Source organism: Dactylosporangium salmoneum (genome assembly GCF_039532525.1).
Taxonomy (GTDB): domain Bacteria; phylum Actinomycetota; class Actinomycetes; order Mycobacteriales; family Micromonosporaceae; genus Dactylosporangium; species Dactylosporangium salmoneum.
On the sequence record NZ_BAAARV010000024.1, the window covers coordinates 61,924 to 84,474 of the forward strand.

A 22,551-nucleotide genomic window follows, 5' to 3' on the forward strand; every position below is an offset into this window, starting at 1 on the left:
GGCTACGGCAGGCGCTCGCCGGCGTAGCGCAGGAACGCCTCGGGGAAGCGTCTGGCCAGGGCCTTCAGGGCGATGGACGGGTGGCCGGCGGCGAACGCCCGGGCGATCAGCCGGGCCGCGTCGCGTGACGGGGCGTCCGCGGCGAGCCGGACGAGGATCTCGGCCTGCGCCCGCGGGTCGCTGACGCCCAGCGCGTCGCGTTCCGCCTCGGCGGCCAGGGCGGTGGCCCGTTCCGGGTCGTCGGCGTTCGCGGCCGAGCGGGCCAGTCCGTCGGCCCGGGGACGGGGGTCGCGCACCGCCCGGATCAGCCGTTCGGCCTGCTCGTGGTCCCCGGCCAGGGTGGCCTCCGCGGCCAGCTCGGTGAGCACATCGGCCTGCGTGGTGCCGGACTCGATGCCGGCCGCGAGCCGCCCGGCCCGCTCGCGGTCACCGGCCGCGGCGACGACCCGGGCGAGCAGCGGCAGGTGCCGGGTCAGCGGGCGGCCGGGCTCGGCGCCGGCATCGGTGTACCTGCCCAGCAGGTCGGCCAGTTCGAACAGGCCGGCCGATTCGGTCGCGAGGCGCTCGGCCCGCTCGTGGTCGCCGGTCACCGAGCTTGCCTCGACGAGCCCGACGAGCGCCGCCAGCTGGTCCTGAGGCTGGTGTATCCGCGCGATGACCAGCTCGGCCCAGTCGGCCAGCGCCGCCGCGCGGTCCGGCTCGCCGGCCTGGCGCGCGGCGGCCGCCAGCATCGTCAGGGACCAGGCCTGCGCATCAGGCACCAAGGCGTGGTCCGCTCGTGGCTCGGCCCGGTCGATCAACGCCCGCGACCGGTCGGGGTCCACGGCCGCGGCGGCCCGGGCCAGCAGGGGCTCGATCAGGTCCGCGGGGCCGGCGTCGTCGATGGCGCGGAAGAGTTGCTCGGCCCACGGGCGGTCACGGGCGGCGATCGCGCCCTGCCACAGCCGGACCAGCGCCTCGGCCCGCCGGAACTCGTCGGCGATCGCGACGGCGGCCCGCAGGGCCGGCTCACGCCGGTCGGCGTCGCCCGCCACCAGGACGAGTTCGTGCAGCACGTCGTCGCGGCGCCGCGGCGCCGCGACGACGTGCGCCGCCTGCTCGGCGAGGTCGAGCGCCCGCCCGGCTTGCCCGCCGCCGCTCGTATTGGGATTGTCGTCCCGCGCGAGCGTGAGCAGCGTTTCGGCGCGGACGTCCGGGTCGGGGATGGTCGCCGTGACGCGCAGGGCCCGGTCACGGTTCCCGGCCGCGGCGAGCGCCCGGGCCGTGGCGGACAGGACCTGGGCCTGCCCGTGCGGCTCCGCGACGGCCGCGGCGATGCGTTCGGCCCGGTCGGGGTCGCCGGCCTCGACGGCCATGGCGGCGATCTCGGCGATGTCCTGCGTGGCGGTCTGCGCGGGGAGGAGGGCGGCGATGCGTTCGGCCCGGTCGAGGTGGCCGGCTTCGGCGTGGCCCACGGCGAGGGCGGCCATCTCCCAGGCGTCGGGGCGCGGCTGTCCGGCCCCGACGGCGACCCGTTCGGCCTCGTCGGCCAGCGCCGCCGCGCGGGCGGGAGCGCCGGCTCGCAAGGCCGCCCAGGCCGTCGAGATCAGGGCCGCCGCGCGGGCGCGAGGCGGGCCGGCGGAGACCGCGAGGCGCCGGGCGCGGACGAAGTCGCCGCGGGTCGCGACGATCTCGACGAGTTGCCGGAGAGCGGGCCACCGGAACACCTCGGGGTCGATCGTCTCGGCGATCCGCTCGGCCCGCTCGACGTCGCCCGCCCGGGCCGCCGCGTCCATGAGCCTGGTGAGCGCGGTGCTGTCCGCGCCGGCGCCGGGCAGTGCGACGGCCGCACGCAGGGCCGCCTCCAGCATCGCCTCGGCCCGTCCGGCGGCGTCCGGCGTGGCATCCGGCCGGGCGGCGTGCGCAAGCGCCACGCCGGCCATCGCGGTCCGCACCTCGGCTCGCGCTCCCGGCTCGTCGATGCGTTCGGCGAAGGCGCCGGCCCGGTCGAGCAGCGTCGCGGCGAGGGTCGGCTCCCCGAGGTCGGCGGCGGCGTTGGCGACCATGGTCAGCGACCAGGCCGGCAGCTCGTCTTCCTGCGCAGGGCTGTCCGCCAGGCCCGCCGCCCGGTCGAGCAGGGCGCGGGCCCGGGCCGGGTCGGCCGGGGCGATCGATCGGGCCAGCGTGCACAGCGCCGCCCAGGTGCCGGTGGACTCGACCAGGTGGGCCAGGTGGGCCGCGCGTGCCTCGTCGCCGGCGGTGGTCGCGGCGGTGGCCAGGGCGGCGAGGGCCAGGGCGCGGTGGCCGGGGTCGGCGGTGCTCTCGGCGAGGGCGGCGGCCCGGTCCGGTTCGCCGGCTGCCGCCAGCGCCGCGACGAGGTCCATGCGGGCGTCGCCGGCCGCGGGGATGGTCTCGGCCCAGCCGGCCAGGGCCGGCACCCTGGCGGGGTCGCCGGTCGCCCGGGCCAGCATCGCCGCCACGGCCTTGGCCTGCCCCGCGGGCTCGTCGATGGCGCGGGCGGCCCGCTCGGCCCGGTCCCAGTCGCCCGCCTCGGCGAGGGCCGCGGTCAGCTCGGCGTAGGCGTCGTCCCGCGAGAACCCTCCGTCGATGCCGGCCGCGAGCTCCAGCGCCCGCTCGGGCAGGCCGGCGGCGACGGCGGCGCGGGCCAGCTTGCCCGGGGTGCCGAGGTGGGACCATTCGTCGAGCAGGGCGTGGGCGCGCTCGATCAGGGCCGCCGCCCGGGGGCGCTCGCCGGCCGTGCCGAGGGCGTGGGCGAGGCCGGCCAGGGTCAGGGCCGCATCCGGCGTGGTGAGCTCGGCGGTGAGCCGCTCGGCGCGGTCGTACTGGCCCGTGTCGATGTACGTCTCGGCCAGCGACTTCAGCGTCCACGCACGGCTCGACGGGTCGGTGACGGCCAGCGCCAATGCCTCCGCCCGGGCGGGCCGGCCCAGCCGGGCCCACAGGGCGGGTAGCTCGGGCGGCAGGTTGGCGCTGCGCCCGGCCAGGTCGGCCCGGTGTGCGGCCAGCCGCGCGACGAGCGCCAGGTCCGGCGGACGGGCCTCGGCCAGGCCGGCCCGGGGCGCATCCGGCGCCGCAGGGGACGCGAGGTCCGGGGACAGGGCGGCGGCGTCCAGGGCCGCCTGGACCTCGGTCAGGGCGGCCGCGTCGCCGCCGGTGAGGGCGCGCAGCCGCTCGTGGCGGGCCGGGTCGGCGGCCAGGGCCGCCAGCCGGGCCGGGTCGGGGCGCTCCCGCAGCATGGGGGAGTAGCCGCGCAGCAGGTACTCCGGTGTGTCCGCGGGCCAGCCGCGCACCCGGTAGTGCTCGGCCCACTCGTGGATGCGCCGCCGGTAGGTCTCCACCGTCGCGCCGAGGCCGGCCCGGGCCTCGGCGTGCAGGGTCTCGTGGGCGAAGAGGTAGACGCGACGGGTCTCGTGGTCGTCGCGGCCCGCGACCGTGCGGCCGGCGACGCCGTGCAGCAGGGCGTCGAGGCGGAAGCCGGGCAGGCCGGTCAGGGCCTCGAGCTCCGGCCGGGACAGACCGCCGCCCGCGGCCGTCACCAGGCCGATCACGTCCTGCTGGGGGCCGTCGGCGGCGAGCAGCTCGGCCAGCTCCCGCCCGGCCAGCTCGGCGATCCGGGTGGCGTGCGGGGACACCGGCAGGGTGCGGACCGGGCAGGTGCGCAGGGGGTGGTCGAGTGGGACGTCGGCGGGGATCGGCGGGTCGGGCCGGCCGGCCACGATGACGCGCAGGGCGGGATGCGGGTGCCTCGGCAGCAGGGCGGCGATGCTGGCCAGGCCGGAGCCGGGGCGGGCGCCGGTGTCCTCGTCCAGGCCGTCGACGACGAGGACCAGCCGGCGGCCCTGCTCGCCGGCGCGCTCGGCCGCCGCCTGCAGCAGGGCGCGGCGGTGGGCGTCGCGGGCGGCCGGGGTCAGGGAGGCCGGGATCTGCTCGCCGGTCAGGGCGGCGAGCTGGTCGAGCACGGCGTCGGTGAAGGCGGTGCTGTCGGACTGGGTGGCCAGGCGGGCGGTGACGAAGAACGCCACGACGTCGACGCCGGTCGGCGGGTCGAGGACGAAGGCGGACATGAGGGCCGTCTTGCCCGCCCAGGGGCCGGCGCGCCACCAGGCGTACGGGTCGGGGCCGGCGCAGCAGCGGGCCAGCTCGTCCAGCTCTGCGCCGCGGTCCAGGGTGCCGCCGGCCGGGGCGAGGTCGCGCACCTGCTCGCGGTAGCCGGAGCGGGCGAGCCGGGCGGCGGCGGGCGCGGTGACGTCGGGCACGGGCGCGGGCCCGGCGACGCCGAGCAGTTCCGCGAGCCGCGCATCGTCGAGCCGCAGCGGTACCGCGGTGAGCCGCCCCGCCCCCTCCCGCCGGTGGTGCGCGGCGACGACCCCGATGAGCCGCTCGCCGGCCCACAGTGCGGCGCCGGACATCGCCTCCCAGGGGGACGCGGCCGGGTCGGGGTCCTCGGCGGGCGGGTCGACGCGCACCTCGAGCGTGCCGCTGCGCCGATTGGCCGGCACGGCGAGGGCCCCGGTGACGTAGGCGAGGTCCCGGTACACCCTGTTCCCCTCGGTGCGCAGCTTCCAGCGGGGGAAGCCGGCGCAGTACACCTCGAGGACCGCCCGGCGCTCGCCGAGCCGCCCGATCGGGGATGGTCCCGCCGGGGGAGCCGCGGGCGGCGGGTCGAACGCCAGCACGGCGAGGTCGGCCCCCGGGTCGGACCACGCGAGCCTCGCCGGGGCGGACCACTCGCCGGGCCGGCCGGCGTCGAAGCGCACCGTCACGCCGCCGGCGCCGGCCACCACGTGGGCCGCGGTCAGCACCAGGCCGTTGCCGACCCGGTACCCCGAGCCGCGGCGGGCGCCGGCGAGGACCTCGGCGACCCGTGCGGCCGACCAGTCCGACGACAACGCGATCCTCCCGGCCGGCGACGTTGATGGTCTTCAACAGAATAGTCGCGCCGGAAACCGGGGCCGGGATCGCCGGACCCGCAACAGCGCCCGCCGCCCCGACCCGGGCGGATCAGGGCGGCGGTGCGGGGTGACGCCGACCCGGCCGGCCCGCGGTGCGCGGGCCCGTGCCGCCGGGATCAGCGGCGGCGGGCCGCGGGCTGCAGGGACGGGCTTGCCCAGCCGTTGTCGGCCGGGTTCAGGGTGACGCCGGGCGCCACGATCCGGTCGATGCGGTCGAGCACGTCGTCGGACAGGACGGTGTCGGCCGCGCTCAGCTGCGACTCGAGGTGCTCCATGGTGCGCGGCCCGATGATGGCGGTGGTGATGCCCGGGTGGCGCAGGACGAACGCGATGGCCAGCTCGATCAGCGTGATGCCGGCCTCGTCGGCGAGACCGGCGAGCGCGTCGGCGGCGTCGAGCTTGCGCTGGTTCTCCGGCAGCGACAGGTCGAAGCGGTTGGCGAGCCGCTTGCGGGCCTCGGACATCGGCCCGCTGTGGTCGTCCTTGCGGTAGCGGCCGGACAACCAACCACCGGCGAGGGGGCTGTAGGAGAGCACGCCCATGCCGTACCGCTGGGTCAGCGGCAGGATCTCGTGCTCGATGTTGCGGGTGAGGATCGAGTAGGTGGGCTGCTCGGTCACGAACCGTTCCCGCCCGCGGTCGCGGGCGATGTACTGCGCGTCGACGAGCGCCGAGGCCGGGAACGTCGAGTGGCCGATGTAGCGGACCTTGCCGGCCCGGATCAGGTCGGTGAGGGCGCCGAGGGTCTCGTCGAGGTCGACCGCCGGGTCGTAGCGGTGCATCTGGTACAGGTCGATGTGGTCGGTGCCGAGCCGGCGCAGCGAGTTGTCGACCTCGGTCATGATCCAGCGCCGGGATCCGCCGCGGTGGTTGGGGTCGTCGTCGAAGGGCATGAAGAACTTCGTGGCGAGCACGACGTCGTCGCGGCGGCCCTTGAGGGCCTTGCCGACGATCTCCTCAGACTCGCCCTGGGAGTAGACGTCGGCGGTGTCGACGAAGTTGATCCCGGCGTCGAGCGCGCGGTGGATGATGCGGATGCTCTCGTCGTGGTCCTTGGTGCCCCAGGCGCCGAACATCATGGTGCCGAGGCACAGCTTGCTGACGGAGACGCCGGTGCGCCCCAGTGGACGGTGTTCCATGCTGCAGAGCTCCTTGCTGGTGATTGCGCCGTCGGCTACCGGTTGTGCTCCGGCGCCTCGTGCGGGGCCGTGGTCCAGCTCGCCAGGAGGTTCAGCGCGTCCTGGTCGGGGCTGCCGGCCTCGGCGGTGTAGGCGTTGAGCCGCAGCCCGGGGTCGGTGACGAGCTCCAGGGACTCGTAGGCGAGGGTCAGGTCGCCGACGGTCGGGTGGTGCAGGCGCTTGACGCCGCTGCGGTGCTGGCGCACGTTGTGCCTGGCCCACCAGTCGCGGAACACCTCGCTGCGGGTGGACAGCTCGCCGACGAGGTCGCTCAGGCCGCGGTCGTACGGGTCGTGGCCGGCCTCGGCCCGCAGCATCGCCACCACGTCGGCGGCAAGCTCGTCCCAGTCGCGGTAGAAGCTCTGGGCGGCGGGGTCGAGGAAGATGAACCGGGCGATGTTCGGGGTGGCCGCGGCGGTGTCGAACAGCGGCGCGAACACGGCCCGGCCGAGCGCGTTGGCGCCGAGGACGTCGAGGCGGCCGTTGCGCACGTAGGCGGGGGCCAGGGTCATCACGTCCAGCAGCCGCTGGGCCTGCGGGCGCAGGTACGGCGTGCGCGAGCGCCGCTGCCGGGCCGTCGCGGCGCTGGTGTTCGCGGCGCGGGCCAGGTCGAACAGGTGGGCCCGCTCGGCCTCGTCCAGCCGCAGCGCCCGCGCGAGCGCCTCCAGGACGCTGTCGGAGACGCCGCCGAGGTTGCCGCGCTCGAGGCGGATGTAGTAGTCGACGCTGACGCCGGCCAGCAGCGCGACCTCCTCGCGGCGCAGCCCGGCCACCCGCCGCTGCCCGCCGTGCGTGGGCAGGCCGGTGTGCTCCGGGGTGATGCGGGCGCGGCGGGTGGTGAGGAAGTCGCGGATCTCGGCTCGGCTGTCCACGTCCTCGACCGTACGTCCGCCGCCCGCGGCCCTGGGAGGGTCTGGCATTACCCCGCAGGCGCGGGCAGCCTCGCCATCGTTGCCCCTTGATGGTAACGGTTCCCATTCTCAGAGGCGGGCAGGGTCGCCGGCGGCCGGTTTAGGGTCACCCGCCGAGGGGCATGGGTTCCGGCGAGCCGATCCACGCGGAGGGAGATCGCATGATCGCGAGTCCCTTGTCGCGCCGGGCCGGCGCGCTGCCGGTGTGGTGGCGGCGGTCCGTGGAAGGGCCATCGGCGTGGCCGCGCCGGATAACCGTCGCGGTGCTGGCCTTCGCCGGCCTGGTCGTCTCGATTGAGCTGGCGTTCTTCCAGTACGGCCTGGTGCCGACGGTCTGGGACCCGTGGTTCGGCGACGGCAGCGTCAAGGTGCTGGAGTCCGCGTTCTCCCGGGCGCTGCCGGTGCACGACGCCGCGCTGGGTGCCGTCGCGTACCTGGCCGAGCTGGTGCTGGAGCTGACCGGCGGCACGACCCGGTGGCGGCGCCGGCCGTGGCAGGTGCTGCTGCTCGGACTGCTGGCGACCGCGATGGCACTGGTCGCGATCGGGTTGGTCGCGCTGCAGGTGTTCGTCGTCGGCGCGCTGTGCACGCTGTGCCTGGTCTCGGCCGCGGTGTCGCTGACCGTGCCGTGGTTCGTCCTCGACGAGGCGCTGGCGGCGTGGCGGCAGGTGCGCCGCGGCCGCCGGTACGGGCTGTCCTGGCTGCGGGCCGTGCGCGGGGAGGCCCCCGGCGCGGACTGATCGCCGGTCAGGGGCGCGCGATCAGGACCGGGCTGGCCGCGTACTGCAGGACTTGTCCAGCGGTGCCGCCGAGCCGCAGCTGCGCGAAGCCGCCCTGGCCGCGTGCCCCGACCACCAGCATGACGGCATTGCGGGCCGCGGCGAGCAGCACGTCGGCCGGCTTGCCGGGCGCCGCCCGGAGCTCGACCGGGATCTGCGGGTACTTCGCCTGCCACGGGCCCACCTCGGCGCCGAGCTCGTCGAACGCCGCCGCGGCCGGGTCCTCGCCGCCCCGGTGCTCGTGGTAGGCGCGGATGGCCAGCAGGGGCACGTGCCGGGCGGCGGCCTGCTGGAAGGCGAGCTGGAGCGCGAAATGCGCCGGTCCGGAGCCGTCGGCGCCGATGACGACCGGGCCGTGCGACGGCAGCAGCGAATCGGCGCGGGCCCAGCGCTGGGCGTGGTGCACGACGAGCACCGGGCAGTCGGCGTAGGCGGCGAGGTGGAAGCTGACCGAGCCCAGCAGCAGCGCCGGGAACCCGCCGGTGCCGCGGCCCCCGACGACGAGCTGCGTGGCCTGCCGGGACTCCTCGAGCAGCACCCGGGCCGCGGTGCCCTGCCGGGTGACGGGGGTGACCTGCAGCCCCGGCTGCCAGTGGCGGGCCTCGTCGGCCGCGTCCAGCGCGATCCGCTGGGTGGCCGGGTCGTCCGGTTGCGGCTCCGGGACGTCGACGGCGTGGGTGACCTGCAGCGGCCGGCCGAGCCGGGCGGCCTCGTCAGCGGCCCAGCGGACCGCGCCGGCGGCGGCGAGCGAGCCGTCCACTCCAGCGACGACCGGGTACCGATCGGTGTCCATGGCGACCTCCGTCGGCGAGGGTGCGGTCCGTGCACTTCCAACGGTGCGCCGCCGGTCCGTGCACTTCCAACGGTGCGCCGCCGGTCCGTGCACTTCCAACGGTGCGCCGCCGGTCCGTGCACTTCCAACGGTGCGCCGCCGGTCCGTGCACTTCCAACGGTGCGCCGCCGGACCCGGCGCGGACAGGCCTGCCGTCCAGACGCGACCGAAAGTGGTCCGTCGCGGCGGTGGTGGGTAGTGAACGGCTGAGGACGACGGAAGGGGCGTGTCGTGACCCAGGTTTCGCAGTACCAGGACATCGCCGCACACCCGGACATCGCGGGGTCGCGGCAGCGCTACGAGCAGGTCGCCGCGAGCGGGCCGGCGGTCGTCATCGACGGCCTGGTGTTGCTGGCCGGCGGCTGGCTGGCCATCTCGCCGTGGGTGGTGGGTTTCAGCACGCACGCGCCGAACGTGACGGTCAACAACCTGATCCTCGGGGCGATGATCGGCGTGATCGCGCTGGGGCTGGCGGTGGCGCCGGCGCGGATGTTCCGCCTGACCTGGTCGATGGTCGCGATCGGGGTGTGGCTCATCGTGTCGCCGTACGTCATTCAGCGCTCGGTCAGCTCGGCGGGGATCGCCTGGACGAATGAGATCACCGGCGGCGTGACGGCGCTGCTGGGCCTCGGTGCGGCCGCGTTGCTGGTATCGGCGGACCGGCGGGCCGCCGGAGGACCGCCCGGGTAGCGGCGCTCAGGCCGCCACCACGACGGCGTACGTCCCGCAGCCCCGCAGCCGCCCGCCGTCGACCGTGGTGTTGCCGACGATCAGGGACGTGAGCTCGCCCGTCGCGTTGTCGAAATTGACGTTGTCGACGGTACCGAGGCTGTGGCCGTCCGTCGTCAGCAGCCGCTTGTGCAGCAGTTTCCCGGGCGCGCCGGCGAGGCGTTCGAGCTCGGCCGGGGCGGGCACGATCTTGGCGGCCGAGGCGACGGTGACCGCATCCGCGCCGAACGCCGTCAGGTCCTGCCACAGCAACGTGTCGGCTCCGTGGACCTTGTGGCGCAGGCGGAGTGCCACGACCCGGTGGGTGTGCGGGTCGACGAGGAGGTCGGACACCGAGCCCACGGTGCGGGCCTCGTCCGTGGCGACGACCGGCCGCCCGGTCGCCTCATTGAACAGCATCGCCGCCGCCTCCCTGTCCGCGGCTGTCTCCTTCTTCGCGTTCTTCTTCGCGGCGGTGCCGGAATGCCGTGATGGCGCTGGCGAACTCCGACAGGTCGTGGCGGACGAACCGTACGGCCTCGCTGGGCACGACGACCGCCTCGCCCGAGGCCGCGACGGTGTGGGGGAGGGGCAGCAGCACGTGCCGGCCGTCGGGGTACAGCGCCGCGCTCGAGACGATCTCGTACCCGACCACGTCGGCGACCCCGCCGGGCGCCACCTCCAGGATCACGTCGGCGACGGCGCCGAGGTCGGTGCCGGTCTCGGTGAGCACGTGATCGCCGAGCACGTCACTGTCACGGGTGCGGGCGCGGGGCACGATGTCCTCCAGGGCGACGGTCGCGGAAGGACTTTCGGCCATCACCGCGTCGCGGCCCACGCCGCTGACCGCGCCGGCCGGCAACCCCTTGTCCAGCGGCCCCGCGAGCAGGCCCCGCCCGTTGAGGGTGAAGCCCCGCACGTGGCCGGTGTCCCCGTCGAAGACCACGTCCTTGACGTCGGCGATGTCGTCGCCGTCCAGCGTGACGACCGCCATGCCGATGAGCTCTCTGGCCCGCATGAGTCGTGTCACGCCCCACCGCCCCGATATCCGCCGCGAGGAGCCTGGCCGGCGCGGATCACCCCGCCGCGACGCCGCCGCCGCTGCGTGCGCAGCAACGCCGACGCGATCAGCAGCACCACGATGACCGCGACCACCAGCCAGACCCACCAGGCCATACCGACCCGCTACCGCGCGCGGCGGCTCTGAAACCTCCGGACGCGTTTTCGTCCGCACCCGCTGCCGCCGTGCCGTCCTGCCGGCGAGCGTGACGCCGGGGCCATCGGGTAGGTGGTGACCGTGGTCGCATGGCTGGATCGTTACCAGCGCCGGCACTCCTGGCTGGGGTTCCCGATAGCGGTGATCTACAAGTTCGTCGACGACCGCGGCCCGCACCTTGCCGCGATGGTGGCCTACTACGGCTTCGTCTCGCTGTTCCCCCTGGTGCTGCTGTTCCTCAGCGTGCTCGGCTTCTTCCTGGAGGCCTATCCCGGCCTGCGCGAGCAGCTCGTGCAGACCGCGGTGGAAAACCTGCCGATCATCGGGCCACAGCTGCGCGAGAACATCAGCGGGCTGCGCGGCAGCGGCCTGCGCCTGTTGCTCAGCGCGCTCGGTGCGCTCTACGGCGGGCTCGGCGCGATGCAGGCCGCGCAGGCCGGCTTCAACAAGATCTACGGCATCCCGCGCACCGACCAGCCGAATCCGCTGCGGTCCAGGTTTCGCAGTCTCGGGCTGCTGCTGTTGCTGGGCAGTGCGGTGTTGCTGTCGGCCGTGGCCGGGACGCTCGTGGCGTTCGCCGATGCGTTCGTCGGACGGTTCGCGTCCGGCTTCTGGGTGTTCGGCTACCTGCTGCCGTTCGCCATCAACGCCGCCCTGTTCACCGCGGCGATGCGGCTGCTGACGGCCACGAAGCTGCGCACCCGCCAGGTCATCGTCGGAGCTCTGGTCGCCGCCGCCTCGTGGGCGATATTGCAGACCGGAGGCGCCCAGTTGCTCGCCGGCTGGCTGCAACGCGCCAGCGCGCTCTACGGCGCCTTCGGACTCGTGCTCGCCGCATTCGCCTGGATCTACCTCCAGTCGTTCGTGGTCATGCTGGCCGCCGAGATCAACGTTGTCGCGGACCGCTGGCTGTGGCCCCGGGCCCTGCTCACGCCGTTCACCGACAGCGTCGAGCTGACCGAGGCCGACCGGCGGCTCTACACCATGTACGCCACCGCCGAACGCTTCAAGGACTTCGAGACGGTACGGGTCGACTTCGACCGGCGATCGCAGCGATAGAGCGTGGCCCCGCGGCGCGGCGAACGTGCCACACTTGGGCTGTACGGACGTAGCGGCAAAGGAGGCGCGCCATGCCCGACTACGAGACCGTGACCTCCCCGGACCAGCGCAAGCCGGGACACCCGCGCGCCGCCCGCCTCGGTGCGATCGTCATCGCGCTGATCCTGGTCGCCTTGATATTCGGCAACGACCAGGAGAACGGCGTCTACACGGTCTTCCTGGGCGTCGGCGCGGCGCTGCTGCTGGTCGTCGTCGCCTTCGACTGGGTCCTGCGCCGCCACGGGTTGCACTGATCCGGCTGTACCGCAGAGGTAGCCCTCGAGTTCGACATCCTGGTGATGCGCTCAGGATGTGCGGGCGGTCCAGGTGCGGCGCAGTTCGCGGTATCCGTCGTAGACCCAGCGTGGCGCATCCTTGGCCGGGTCGTCGTGCCGGCTGGCGAACGGCAGCGCCCCGAACTGGCCGAACCGGGACAGGCCCCACACCCAGCGCGGCTCGCCTTCGATCCACAGCCGCACGATCCAGCCGCCCGCCGCCGTGATGTCGATGTCCTCCACATCGGCCCAGCGGACACGGTACCGGCGCAGCGGGTTGACCACCTCCACGTGCTCATCGCTGAGTACGACCCGCACCGCGGCCAAGCGCAGGAAGGCCACGCCGACCAGGACGAGGCCGGCCAGGACGGCCAGCAACCGTCCCGCACCCGGATCGCCGGCGGAGCCGAGGAGCGCGACGATGCCGACGGCCGGCGCGGCGATGAGGACACCACCGATGACGGAGTACATCACCCGGTTCGCCGGGGAACGCAGCACGCGGGAAAGGGGCACGGCGCAGATTATGGCCGGGCACCACGCCGGGGCGCCAGCGTGACAGACTGTCGGGGATAGCTATGATTGCCGATGAACGGGGCCGGCTGCATGGGGTTTCAGGTCGATCCGCCGGTGCTGGACAAGGTCGCGGGCCTGCTCAACCGCAACCGCGCGGCGGTGCCGGACATGCAGGCGTACATCACGAAGTACCTGGAGAAGGGCACCGCCGAACAGATCAGCGGGCAGGGTCTGCTGTCGTGGTTCACCTACGACCACGACGGGCAAGTGGAACGCGCCGATCACCGGCTGCACTGGGTCTCCGGGGTGTGGCACAGCGGCGCGGCGAACTTCACCGCCTCGGCCGCCAGCTACCGCAGCGTCGACGTGGAAACGGCCGCGCGGATGGACGCCCAGTTGCAGCGGCTCGGCGAGCGGCCGAAGATCGACCCGGACCCGTCGCACTGGGACTACAGCAGCCGGGTCGCGGCCGGCTTCACCGACGTGATGAACCCGCACGGCGCCGTGTCGATCCCGCCGAACGACGACATCAGCTCCCTCGAACCGAAAGCCGCCGAGATCACCAAGTGGATCGGTGACCTCAACGACCTGGTCAGCATGAACGCCTGGGTCCGGTTCGCGATCAAGGAAATCTACGGCCGTGACCCGATCCAAGAGGTCATCCAGCTGTTCTCCGGCGACTGGACCGTCTTCGCGCACTACGCCGCCGCCTGGCTGCACGTCGGCCGCTCGGTCGACGCGATGCGGCACAACATCGCATACACCGACGACGCGCTCGCCCCGCACTGGGAAGGCAACGCCGCCGACGCGGCCCTGACCTGGCTGCAGCAGCTGGACGCCGCGATGGGCGCCGAGGTCAGCTTCTACGACGACTACCTGTTCGGCGTGTGCAAGGCGTACATCGACGTCGCCTACTACGGCTACGAGAACCTCAACTACCTCGTCGGCGAGCTGCTCGACTTCATCCTGGAGTCCGTCACCGCGCTCCTCGGCGTCGTCACCGACGGGCTGAGCACCGTCGCCGCCGCCATCATCGCCCTGTGCGACGCCATCATGTTCATCGTCGACTTCTTCCGCCAGATCTACTACGCCGGCAAGAGCGTCGCCGCGCTCGTCGACATGCCCGACGAGCCGCCCTTGACCATCGCTGACCTGCTGCTACCCGACCCCGACCCCAACCACAGCAACTGCATCAGCGTCCCCACCACGAAGTGATCACGATGACTCACCGACTTCCGCAGCCACCGATCGACCGCGAACACCTCGCGGCCCTCCACGAGATGCTGCGCCGCCAGGCCCGCACCGCTCCACCGGCCGCGGACCCGCTCACCCGCGAACTGCAGCAGAACATCGCCGACGGCGTCCGCGGCCGGGATCTGCTCAGCATCGCTGTCTACCGCGAACACCTCACCGCACACGCCGAGGCCATGACCGACAAGCTGCAGCGCCTTCGACATGACCTCGACGAGCACCCCCGGCCCGGCAGAGATGAGTAAGCTGCGCGGCGTGCTGAACAACATGGTGTGGTTGAACGAGCCGTCTGACTGGTCGCTTCAGGACGGCGTGCTCAGCGCCAGCACCGAGCTGAACACCGACTTCTGGCGCGAGACGTTCTACGGCTGGACCACCGACAACGGACACTTCTTCTACCGCCCGACGACCGGTGACTTCACCGCCGAGGTCATCGTGTCGGCCGCGCACACGACACGGTTCGACCAGGCCGGCATGATGGTTCGAGCCGACGAACGCAACTGGCTGAAGACCGGCGTGGAGGTCACCTCGGGCACGGTGCAGATCAGCACCGTCTTCACCCGCCAGTTCTCGGACGTGTCGATGGCACCGGTCGGCGGGGACGCCGGCGAAGTGTCGCTGCGAGTCACCCGCTTCGGCGCCGCGATGGCCGTCCACTGCCGTACCGACGACGGTCCCTGGCAGTTACTGCGCCTCGGCCATCTCGACCTTTCCGCCACCGTGGACGTCGGCGTCATGTGCTGCTCGCCGGAGCGCGCCGGCCTGCAGGCGACGTTCCGGGACTTCCGGATCGGGCCGCCAATGTCCCGCGAAAACCTGGAATAGCCGGCGCGCCTGCGCGCCGCTCGTGTGCGACGCCGCGTCATCTGACGTCGACAGCTAGTCGCTGAAGTCGTACGTGAATGCGCCCGACACGCGTTGGCGGCCGCATGGGACCAGGGCACGCATCTGCCGCCGGCCGCGCGTGCGGGCCAGCGGTGCGCGGTTACGGGCGCGGATGTCGACCAGGTAGATGCCCACGCTGGGAACGCTACCGGCCAAGGTCCGTCTTCGTCGGCGCCGGGTGACGCAAACGCCGTAGCGCCAGGACGTTGGTACCGGCTGTGAGCCCGTTGCCGAGCACGCTTTGGCTCTCTACGTCGCCCGGCGTCGGCACCTGGCGCAGTTGGTCAGTCGCGGGCCACCGCGTAGCCGAGGATCACTGCGGCGGACACGACGATGTGGCCTGGGGCGAGGTCTTGGGCCGTCGTCGCGGCGGCTTCGGCGTGGCTGCGGTAGCGAGAGGCGCCTGGCTGCTCCGGGTCCACGTCCTCGACATGCAAGACGGCGCCGATGCGAACGCCGGCAGCCTCGGCGTACAGCTCGGCCTTGGCCCGTGCCGCCGCCACTGCCTTGCGTCGGGCCTCGGCCCGCAGTTCGCGTTTGCCGATGACATCGAAGTCGACGCCCTCGATCTCGTTGGCGCCGGCCGCGACGATGTCGACCAGCAGCGGCTCGACGTCGTCCAGCGCGCCGGATTCGACCGCAAAGGCAGCCTGGCACTGGTAGCCGACGAACTTACGCGACCCGTCCACGTACTCGGTTGCCGTCTTCAGATCCAGCCGCGAACCCTCGACCGCCGCGTCGGCAATGCCATGCTCGCGCAGCGCGCCGCGCACGGCTCGTACGGCTGCGCGAGCCGCCTCGAACGCGGCCGCCGGGGCCTGCTCCATCCGCACGATCTTGAACCGTACGCGCACAAGGTCCGGTACCGCCTTCACGCTCGCGGCGCCGAACGCGGTAATCCCCCATGGGCGTTCCACCATCTGCATGACCGCCGATTCAACCAGATCGTCCACCACGCCGCCGTCCCCCCGCGTCAGAGCTTCAGCGCTGAACGGCCCTGTGCCCAGGGTGTCCGATCCGTTACGGTGTGGGCCATGCGGTCGCGCAGGTTGACGTACGCCGATGCCGTGCGGCTCCTTGACGGCGCCGACGGCCCGATCGCGAGCGCCGTCGGCAAGGCCGCCGGCGCCGCCGCTACCGCCAGCACGTTCGGCGTCTCGGAGTTCTTCGGCTTCCGTGACGAGGCGGTCAAGTGGGGGCAGGCAGTGGCCGCGGGGCTGCGGGATCGGGTCCTCGGCCTGCGGCGTTTCGACCGCACCCAGCGCCTGGAGGCCGCGCATGCGGTGTTGGTCATCACGTCGTTCTTCGAAGCCTTCGACGACCTGCCCGAGGACGAACTGCACGCCCTACGGCTGCTGCGCTCCGAGCAGGTCTCGGTAGCCACCGGCGAGTGGCCCGGCCGGACCTACCAGAGCCTCGTGCAGACGTTGCTGGACTCGCCGCTGCCGCTCCCGAGCCCACACGTGTCGTTCGAGGACGCCATCCTGTCGTTGCGGGTGCTCTACGACACCGCAGCCGATCACACCTTCGCGTTCGTCCGGAATCTGCTTGGTCGATCAGTCGCGGTCTCTGGAGACGACCTTGTGCGCGCGGCGGTCCGGCGTTACTCGGAGGGATACCGCAAGCTCGCCGTGCAGGTGCCGGAATTCGCAGTGTGGTCGGCGATGACCGACGCGCAGGCCACCCGGCACCTCGTCCGGGAGCTCGGCACCGGCCTGCGCGGCATCGCGGAACTCCTCACCGGCATGGCCAGTGGTGGCGCCGTCGACGCTGTCCGCGTCGGTCTGGCCACCCGCTACCAGGCCGCTCTCGACCGGCCGATCCTCACGACCGCTGACTCGCCGGCAGGGGTGGAGTTGCCGTCGCTTGCCGACGGGTACGTCAACCCGAGTGGACGAGTTGCCCTTGCCGGCCGCGACGCGTTGCCCGCGTCCGAAAGCTGGTGGCGGGACAAGCCGGTCCGCGAGGATCTCCAGTCGTTCGTCGCCGGCCATCTCATCTCGCCGGGCGCGGCCGAGACGCCGCTGGTCATCCTCGGGCAGCCCGGATCCGGCAAGTCGGTACTCACGCGCACCCTCGCCGCCCGGCTGCCCGCCGCCGACTTCCTCGCGGTCCGAGTCGAGCTGCGCGCCGTCCCGGCCGATACGTCGATTCAGGTACAGATCGAGGAGGCGCTGTACCAGACGCTCGGCGAGCGGGTCACCTGGCCGGACCTTGTACGGCACGCTGACAACGCGATGCCGGTCGTCATTCTCGACGGGTTCGACGAGCTGCTGCAGGCTACCGGCATGAACCGGGCCGATTTCCTCGAACAGGCGCAGGAGTTCCAGGCCCGCGAGGCGGAGCTCGGCCGGCCATGCGCGGTTGTGGTCACGAGCCGTACCGTAGTTGCGGACCGGGCTCGGTTCCCCGACGGCACCCCGGTCGTGCGGCTCGAACCGTTCGACGAACGGCAGGTCGAGACATGGCTTGGCGTGTGGAACACCGCCAATGCTCCCGGACTCGCTGCGCGCGGACTCCGGCCGCTCCAGGTCGAGGTGGCGCTCGCCCACCGCGACCTCGCCGAGCAGCCGCTGCTGTTGTTGCTCCTGGCCCTGTACGACGCGAGCGGTAATGCCTTGCAGCGCGGTCCAGCTGGCCTGGAGCAGGTCGACCTGTACGCCCGGCTGTTCGAGGACTTCGCCGGCCGTGAGGTCGACAAGCACGGCGCCTGGCGTGACGCGGCCCAGCGACAGGAGGCGGTCGAGCTGGAGCTGCGCCGTATGTCGGCGGTCGCCGTCGCCATGTTCAACCGCGGTGGCGACGTCATCGCCGAGTCTGACCTGGCGGCCGACCTGGACCACCTGCTGTTCCCCGGCGACCTGGCTCCGCCGGGTGCTGTCGGGGCCGGCCGCGCGCTCACTCCAGCGCAACTGCTCGTCGGCCGGTTCTTCTTCGTGCACGAGTCCAAGGCGCGGCGGGACACGGGCGACGTCGAGCGCAGCTTCGAGTTCCTGCACGCCACCTTCGGCGAGTACCTCGCCGCGCGGCTCATCATCGACACCTTGGTGGAGCTGGCTGAGGAACGATCACAATCCCTGGGTCGCCGGCGCGCTGTCTACGATCCCGGATATTTCCACGCCCTCACCTCGCTCGCGACCGTCACCCGGCGGGCACCGGTCCGCGACTTCTGCCGAGGCCTACTGGAACGGCTTCCGCCGCAGCAGCGCGCCCAGTGTCGCTCCCTGGTACTAGAACTGTTGCCGGACGCGGGCTTCCCGCACCCGAGGTGGTCCCATCAGGACTACGAGCCGCACCGCCGACCGTTCGCCGCTCGCCATGCCACCTTTGCCGCCAACCTCGTGTGGTTCGCGGTCGCCCTCTCCGACGGTGCCGTCCCGGTCGGCGAACTGGTTGGCGAGCCTGCGGTGATCCAATGGCGCCGGCTCGCCACGCTGTTCTACAGCCAATTGGAGCCCGAGGACCAGCAGAACGTGTGGCTCAACCTCCGTGCCGAGTGGCGCCCGCCGGGCGTGCTGGAGCTGCGCCATGAGGACGGTGCCGACGTTCCCGTCTACGCCTCGCTACCCTGGCCGCCCGACGACCCGGGCTTCGAGCCGAGCGTGCTGGCGCCCGAGGTACGGATGCCTGCGGACTCGAAGGCGGGGCAGGCGTTGCGCCGGTCGGCGTTCGTGCAGACCGCGATCGACGTTCGGGAGTATCTTTATGCGCTCATGCCCTACTGGGAGCTCGTCGGTGACGGCACCTGGCACGACGAGAGGTCTGCCACGACCCGCGCCGGAGTGTTGTTCCGGCTGCTGCTTGAACCGCCGAGCACCGAGCACCATGTCGATCGCCTCGGCGCGGCCGCCGAACTCAACGTACGCCCGGTGCTTCGCCAGCTGATCGTCGCCGCGGCCGACAACGAGCGGGCTGAGGACGAGCTGGGCTTCTATCCCCGGAGCGAGATCCTGGCTGCGGCTGCCGAACTGGCCGGACAACTGGCGGCCGTGGACAAGGTTCGGAGACGCATCAAGTGGTGAAGCTCCGTCGAGCGGGCCGACAGGCCGAGAACGCAGATGCGAGGCACCAGTTCCACGGCGGGTGAATGCCGGTGCCGGGTTAGTACCCGGAATGCGACTCCGCCCGGCGGAGACCGTCTCCACCGAACGGATTCAGTATCGGCGTCAGGCTGTGTGACGTATCGTTTCTGGCACTCTGGCCGTGGTATGACCATGGCGTGGTGAGACTCATGACCGGGGTTGTCCCGCGCGTCCTCGTCTTCCTGCCGGCGATCGCACTGATCGCCGCAGCATCGGCCTGTGGTGGTGCCGCCGAATCTGGCGAGCCTGCTCCGTCCCGAATCGCCGAAACCACCAACACCGTCACGAAGCCGACCGGCGACGTCGCGCAAACACCGGACGACACGGAGACACCACCGCCTCCACCCACGACGGAGGCCGCCCGGCCTACCCTCAGCATCCCTGGCACGTTCCGTAGCCAGTCCATCATCTCGCTGGACGGCGGCGCGACGAGCAGCGAGCGCCGGCAGATCGCCGACGCCATGTGGGACTTCCACAGCGGTGAGTTCACGTTCGACACCACCGGGGTCACCGACCACCTGTTCCCGCTCCACGGCACCTACTCGGACTCCGGCACCAAGGTGTCCTTCCGTGCCGAGAACTCGTTCAGCGCCGGCGCCGGGTTGAACAGCTACGTACGCGTCGAGGGCACGCTGGACCTCACGACCGCGGTGGTCGCCTTCACCAAGACGGGCGGACAGGTCTCAGCCGGCAACATCGACAACCAGCAGCAGGGCAGCAACGGGAGCTCGGTGCTGGACGGGCAGGTCCGGATCGGGCGGGGCGAGAAGATCCCGCCGCGCTACACCGGACCGGAGCCAGGGTCCTATCCCGTCACGATCACTGGAACCGTCGCGGGCGTCCGCTTCAGCCGGGACGCCACGGTAACCGTCGCCAAGTCGGCCGGCGGCAACCCGATCGACGTGTGCCTCATCTCGGGTTTCCCGCCCGGCGCGCCCCAACTGGGCGCCATCCGGTTCGGCAGCAACACGGTGTGCTCCCCGGGCGCCGCGAACACGTTCGACATGGGGCGGGCGACGGTGTCCGGCTCGACCATCGTCGTGCAGGCGGACCCCCTCATGACGTCGACCCAGATGAACAACTTCACGTCCTCCAACAGCCTCTTCGCCTGCCTGTACGGCGTACAGAGCGGCTCGATGAAGGTGACCGTGACGAACGGCTCGGCGAGCGGCTCGATCGACGTCACCAGCGGCAGCTGCGGCGGCGCACGTTACCAGGCGCAGATCAGCGGTTGAGCGGAGCGCGGGACCCACGGCTGGGTCCGTCAACTTCACGGAGACCTCTCTGCCGCCGACCACTTGGCCTGACCCGGTGGAGGAACCGCTCTGGATCGGCGGCCGGATCGCCCGGCGGATCGAGCACATCGTTGTCCCGGCGGACGGGCTCACTGCGGCCGCCGTGCTGGTGGGGGCGCTGCCGGAGACGCCGACTCGGGTGGCGGCACGCCGCGGCACCGCTTCGCGGGTCAGGCGACCGTACTTCCGCGAACGACGAGCGTGAACGGGGTGACGATGTCCTGCGGGTCCAGGGCGTCGTCGTGGACCGCGGCCCGGGCGAGGTTGATCGCCGCTTCGGCGATCGCCGCCTTGTCGGGGGCGATCGTGGTCAGCTGCGGCGCGCTGTAGTTGCCTTCATCGACGCCGTCGAAGCCCACCACGGCGATGTCGCCGGGGACGCTCAGGCCGCGGTCGCGGGCGGCGCTGAGCGCGCCGATGGCGAGCAGGTCGTTGAAGCAGAAGACGGCGTCCGGGGGCTCGGGCAGGTCGAGTAGGCGGCGCATGGCCGCGGCGCCTTCGGCGCGGCTGTAGGCCTCGGCCCGCACGGTCAGTGCGGGATCGGGCGTGATCCCGGCGGCCTGCAGGGCGCTGAGGTATCCGTCAAGGCGTAGCGCGGCCGTGCCGTGCCGGCCGGGCTGCTCGCCGATGGCCGCGATCCGGCGGCGGCCGAGGTCGACCAGATGCCGCGTCGCGGTTGTCGCGGCCGCCACGTTGTCGATGGCGACGTGGTGCGCCGGTGCGTGCAGGGCGCGTTCGCCGAGCAGGACCAGGGGAGTGCCTGCGGCGGCCTGCGCGAGGTCGGTGGGGCGCAGATCGATCGGACTGATGATGATGGCGTCCACGAGCGAGCGGTGCGCCATGTTGATGACGGCCATCTCCTGGTCCCGCACGCCGCCGGTCTGCTCGATGAGGACGGTCCAGTCGTGCCGCGCCGCGGCGCTCATCACCAGCCCGCAGAGTTCGGCGAAGTACGGGTTGACGAGTTCGGGCACGGCGAGGGTGAGGAATCCGGTGCGGCCCTTGCGTAGGTTGCGGGCGCCGATGTTCGGGACGTACCCCAGGTGGTCGATGGCCTCCTGAACCCGGCGGCGGTTCTCCTCCGTCACGAACGCGTATCCGTTGACCACGTTCGACACGGTCTTCACCGAGACGCCGGCGCGCTCGGCGACGTCCTTGAGCCTGGCGACCATCAACCATCCTCGCTTCCGGAACTCTGCCGGGCTCACGGTACAACGTTGTAACGAGTTTCTCCAAGGGTCTTTACAACGTCGTTCCAACGATGGAACATCGCTGCATTCTCTCGAGCTGGGACGGAAGGTCGACCCAATGAGATCACCATGGAAGATCGCGGCAGTCCTCGTCGCGGGGCTGCTGACGGTGGCCGGATGTGGCTCGAACGCGACAGGTACGGAGGGTGGTGCCGTCCAGCTGAGCCTGTGGACCGGCTTCACCGGCCCGGACCGCCCCGCCTACGAAGCGCTGGTCAAGCAGTTCAACGACAGCCACCCCAAGATCAAGGTCACGATGGACGTACAGCCCTGGGACGCCATCGGGCAGAAGCTGCCCGGTGCCTGGGTCACCGGACAGGGCCCGGACCTGGCCACGCCGAACTTCGACCCCGGTGTCCTGTTCACGTACGCGAAGACGAACTCGCTGCTGCCGTTGGACGAGGCGGTCGGCGACGGTGACGGCAGGCTCAACACCACCACGTTCCCGAAGGCGGTCACCACCGCGTTCACCATCGACGGCAAGCTGTACGCCGCACCGGCCAACATGGCCACCCTCGTCCTCTACTACAACAAGGCGATGCTGTCCGCCGACGGCGTTGCGGTGCCGACGACGGCGGACGAGTTCGCCGCCGCGGCGAAGAAGCTCACGAAGACCGACGGCGGCAAGGTCACCCAGTACGGCATCTCGCTCGCCGATCACTCGACCATCCAGATGTGGCCGATCCTGCAGTGGATGAACGGCGGCGACATCGTCGACGCGAAGGGCTGCGCCACCATCGCCCAGGCCCCCAGCGTGCAGGCGCTGCAGAACTGGGCCGATCTGGTGGCCAAGGACAAGGTGAGCCCGGTCGGGCAGACCGGCGCCGACGCCGACACGCTGTTCTCCGCGAAGAAGGCTGCGATGGAGATCAACGGTCCGTGGGCCGCGGCCGGGTTCAAGGCGGCCGGGATCGACCTGGGCATCGCGGCCATCCCGGTCGGCGCCGGCGGGCCGGTCACGCTGGCCTCGACGGTACCGCTGGCGATCGGCAAGTCCACCAAGCACAAGGCGCAGGCGTTGGAGTTCCTGGCCTGGTGGACCGGCAAGACGGCGCAGGCCGCCTTCAGTGACGCTTCCGGGTTCCCGCCGGTGCGCACCGACGTCACGTCCAGCAACCCGGTCGTGGCGCCGTTCGCCGCCGGGCTGCCGCACGCCCGGCTGTACCTGCCAGGCCTGAGCACCTCCGCCAAGATCGACGCCGATGTCTACGTGCCGCTGATCGGCAAGGTGACGCGGGGGGAGCCGGTCGAGCCGGCGGCGCAGGCCGCCGCCGAGGCGATCAACAAGATCACCGGCTGCAAGCCCTGACACGCAGGCCAGTCCAT

The 22,551-nt window shown here is 72.4% G+C and carries 21 protein-coding genes; 10 read left to right on the plus strand and 11 right to left on the minus strand.

Annotation, left to right across the window (positions count from 1 at the left end):
* Positions 1-2 precede the first annotated feature (2 nt).
* From ABD352_RS15085 to ABD352_RS15095, 3 genes are all read right to left on the minus strand, one after another.
* Positions 3-4,889, minus strand: a complete 4,887-nt coding sequence (locus ABD352_RS15085) for a trypsin-like peptidase domain-containing protein (RefSeq protein WP_344612974.1) — start codon at positions 4,887-4,889, stop codon at positions 3-5.
* Positions 4,890-5,068: 179 nt separating this feature from the next.
* The gene (locus tag ABD352_RS15090; protein WP_344612975.1) at positions 5,069-6,091 is read right to left on the minus strand and encodes an aldo/keto reductase; all 1,023 of its coding nucleotides are present in this window, start codon (positions 6,089-6,091) and stop codon (positions 5,069-5,071) included.
* Between the two features lie 35 nt (positions 6,092-6,126).
* Entirely contained in the window at positions 6,127-7,002 is an 876-nt protein-coding gene (locus tag ABD352_RS15095; RefSeq protein WP_344612976.1) for a helix-turn-helix transcriptional regulator, read from the minus strand.
* A gap of 200 nt (positions 7,003-7,202) precedes the next feature.
* Between ABD352_RS15095 and ABD352_RS15100 the strand changes: the two genes are divergently transcribed.
* Positions 7,203-7,781, plus strand: a complete 579-nt coding sequence (locus tag ABD352_RS15100; protein WP_344612977.1) for a vitamin K epoxide reductase family protein — start codon at positions 7,203-7,205, stop codon at positions 7,779-7,781.
* Between the two features lie 7 nt (positions 7,782-7,788).
* On the opposite strand, the gene ABD352_RS15105 is transcribed toward ABD352_RS15100, so the two are convergent.
* On the minus strand, positions 7,789-8,613 hold the full coding sequence (locus tag ABD352_RS15105) for a universal stress protein (protein ID WP_344612978.1): 825 nt from the start codon (positions 8,611-8,613) through the stop codon (positions 7,789-7,791).
* Between the two features lie 270 nt (positions 8,614-8,883).
* Between ABD352_RS15105 and ABD352_RS15110 the strand changes: the two genes are divergently transcribed.
* Positions 8,884-9,342, plus strand: a complete 459-nt coding sequence (locus ABD352_RS15110; RefSeq protein ID WP_344612979.1) for an SPW repeat protein — start codon at positions 8,884-8,886, stop codon at positions 9,340-9,342.
* 6 nt (positions 9,343-9,348) lie between these two features.
* Here the strand turns inward: ABD352_RS15110 and ABD352_RS15115 are convergent, their stop codons facing one another.
* Genes ABD352_RS15115 through ABD352_RS15125 form a run of 3 tightly spaced genes read right to left on the minus strand, consistent with a single transcriptional unit; the run spans position 9,349 to position 10,536 of the window.
* A complete protein-coding gene (locus ABD352_RS15115) occupies positions 9,349-9,780 on the minus strand; it encodes a PRC-barrel domain-containing protein (RefSeq protein ID WP_344612980.1) in 432 nt (143 codons plus the stop codon).
* A complete protein-coding gene (locus tag ABD352_RS15120; protein ID WP_344612981.1) occupies positions 9,767-10,390 on the minus strand; it encodes a PRC-barrel domain-containing protein in 624 nt (207 codons plus the stop codon). Before ABD352_RS15120 ends, ABD352_RS15115 begins: the two co-directional genes overlap by 14 nt.
* A complete protein-coding gene (locus tag ABD352_RS15125; protein ID WP_344612982.1) occupies positions 10,387-10,536 on the minus strand; it encodes a hypothetical protein in 150 nt (49 codons plus the stop codon). Before ABD352_RS15125 ends, ABD352_RS15120 begins: the two co-directional genes overlap by 4 nt.
* Before the next feature lie 121 nt (positions 10,537-10,657).
* Between ABD352_RS15125 and ABD352_RS15130 the strand changes: the two genes are divergently transcribed.
* Positions 10,658-11,635, plus strand: a complete 978-nt coding sequence (locus tag ABD352_RS15130) for a YihY/virulence factor BrkB family protein (protein ID WP_344612983.1) — start codon at positions 10,658-10,660, stop codon at positions 11,633-11,635.
* 71 nt (positions 11,636-11,706) lie between these two features.
* Positions 11,707-11,928: a hypothetical protein gene (locus tag ABD352_RS15135; RefSeq protein WP_344612984.1), complete on the plus strand. Its 222-nt coding sequence runs from the start codon at positions 11,707-11,709 to the stop codon at positions 11,926-11,928.
* A gap of 51 nt (positions 11,929-11,979) precedes the next feature.
* Here the strand turns inward: ABD352_RS15135 and ABD352_RS15140 are convergent, their stop codons facing one another.
* Positions 11,980-12,462, minus strand: coding sequence for a PH domain-containing protein (locus ABD352_RS15140; protein WP_344612985.1), 483 nt, complete (start codon positions 12,460-12,462; stop codon positions 11,980-11,982).
* Between the two features lie 72 nt (positions 12,463-12,534).
* Between ABD352_RS15140 and ABD352_RS15145 the strand changes: the two genes are divergently transcribed.
* The 3 genes from ABD352_RS15145 to ABD352_RS15155 are packed head-to-tail and all read left to right on the plus strand — an operon-like array spanning position 12,535 to position 14,538.
* The gene (locus ABD352_RS15145; RefSeq protein WP_344612986.1) at positions 12,535-13,677 is read left to right on the plus strand and encodes a hypothetical protein; all 1,143 of its coding nucleotides are present in this window, start codon (positions 12,535-12,537) and stop codon (positions 13,675-13,677) included.
* A gap of 5 nt (positions 13,678-13,682) precedes the next feature.
* Entirely contained in the window at positions 13,683-13,958 is a 276-nt protein-coding gene (locus ABD352_RS15150) for a hypothetical protein (protein WP_344612987.1), read from the plus strand.
* A gap of 10 nt (positions 13,959-13,968) precedes the next feature.
* The gene (locus ABD352_RS15155) at positions 13,969-14,538 is read left to right on the plus strand and encodes a DUF1349 domain-containing protein (RefSeq protein ID WP_344612988.1); all 570 of its coding nucleotides are present in this window, start codon (positions 13,969-13,971) and stop codon (positions 14,536-14,538) included.
* A 54-nt stretch (positions 14,539-14,592) separates the two neighbouring features.
* Here the strand turns inward: ABD352_RS15155 and ABD352_RS15160 are convergent, their stop codons facing one another.
* Both ABD352_RS15160 and ABD352_RS57640 read right to left on the minus strand, forming a co-directional pair.
* Positions 14,593-14,733, minus strand: a complete 141-nt coding sequence (locus ABD352_RS15160; RefSeq protein ID WP_344612989.1) for a hypothetical protein — start codon at positions 14,731-14,733, stop codon at positions 14,593-14,595.
* A gap of 149 nt (positions 14,734-14,882) precedes the next feature.
* Positions 14,883-15,524, minus strand: a complete 642-nt coding sequence (locus ABD352_RS57640) for an SIMPL domain-containing protein (RefSeq protein WP_425553553.1) — start codon at positions 15,522-15,524, stop codon at positions 14,883-14,885.
* Between the two features lie 108 nt (positions 15,525-15,632).
* Between ABD352_RS57640 and ABD352_RS15170 the strand changes: the two genes are divergently transcribed.
* The gene (locus ABD352_RS15170; protein WP_425553548.1) at positions 15,633-18,620 is read left to right on the plus strand and encodes an NACHT domain-containing protein; all 2,988 of its coding nucleotides are present in this window, start codon (positions 15,633-15,635) and stop codon (positions 18,618-18,620) included.
* Between the two features lie 209 nt (positions 18,621-18,829).
* Positions 18,830-19,915, plus strand: coding sequence for a hypothetical protein (locus tag ABD352_RS15175; RefSeq protein WP_344612991.1), 1,086 nt, complete (start codon positions 18,830-18,832; stop codon positions 19,913-19,915).
* A gap of 230 nt (positions 19,916-20,145) precedes the next feature.
* On the opposite strand, the gene ABD352_RS15180 is transcribed toward ABD352_RS15175, so the two are convergent.
* Positions 20,146-21,147 (minus strand): LacI family DNA-binding transcriptional regulator, encoded by a 1,002-nt coding sequence (locus ABD352_RS15180; RefSeq protein WP_344612992.1) that lies wholly within the window; start codon positions 21,145-21,147, stop codon positions 20,146-20,148.
* A 136-nt stretch (positions 21,148-21,283) separates the two neighbouring features.
* On the opposite strand from ABD352_RS15180, the gene ABD352_RS15185 reads away from it, so the two are divergent.
* Complete coding sequence (locus ABD352_RS15185) at positions 21,284-22,534, plus strand: ABC transporter substrate-binding protein (RefSeq protein ID WP_344612993.1); 1,251 nt, start codon at positions 21,284-21,286, stop codon at positions 22,532-22,534.
* Positions 22,535-22,551: the final 17 nt, after the last annotated feature.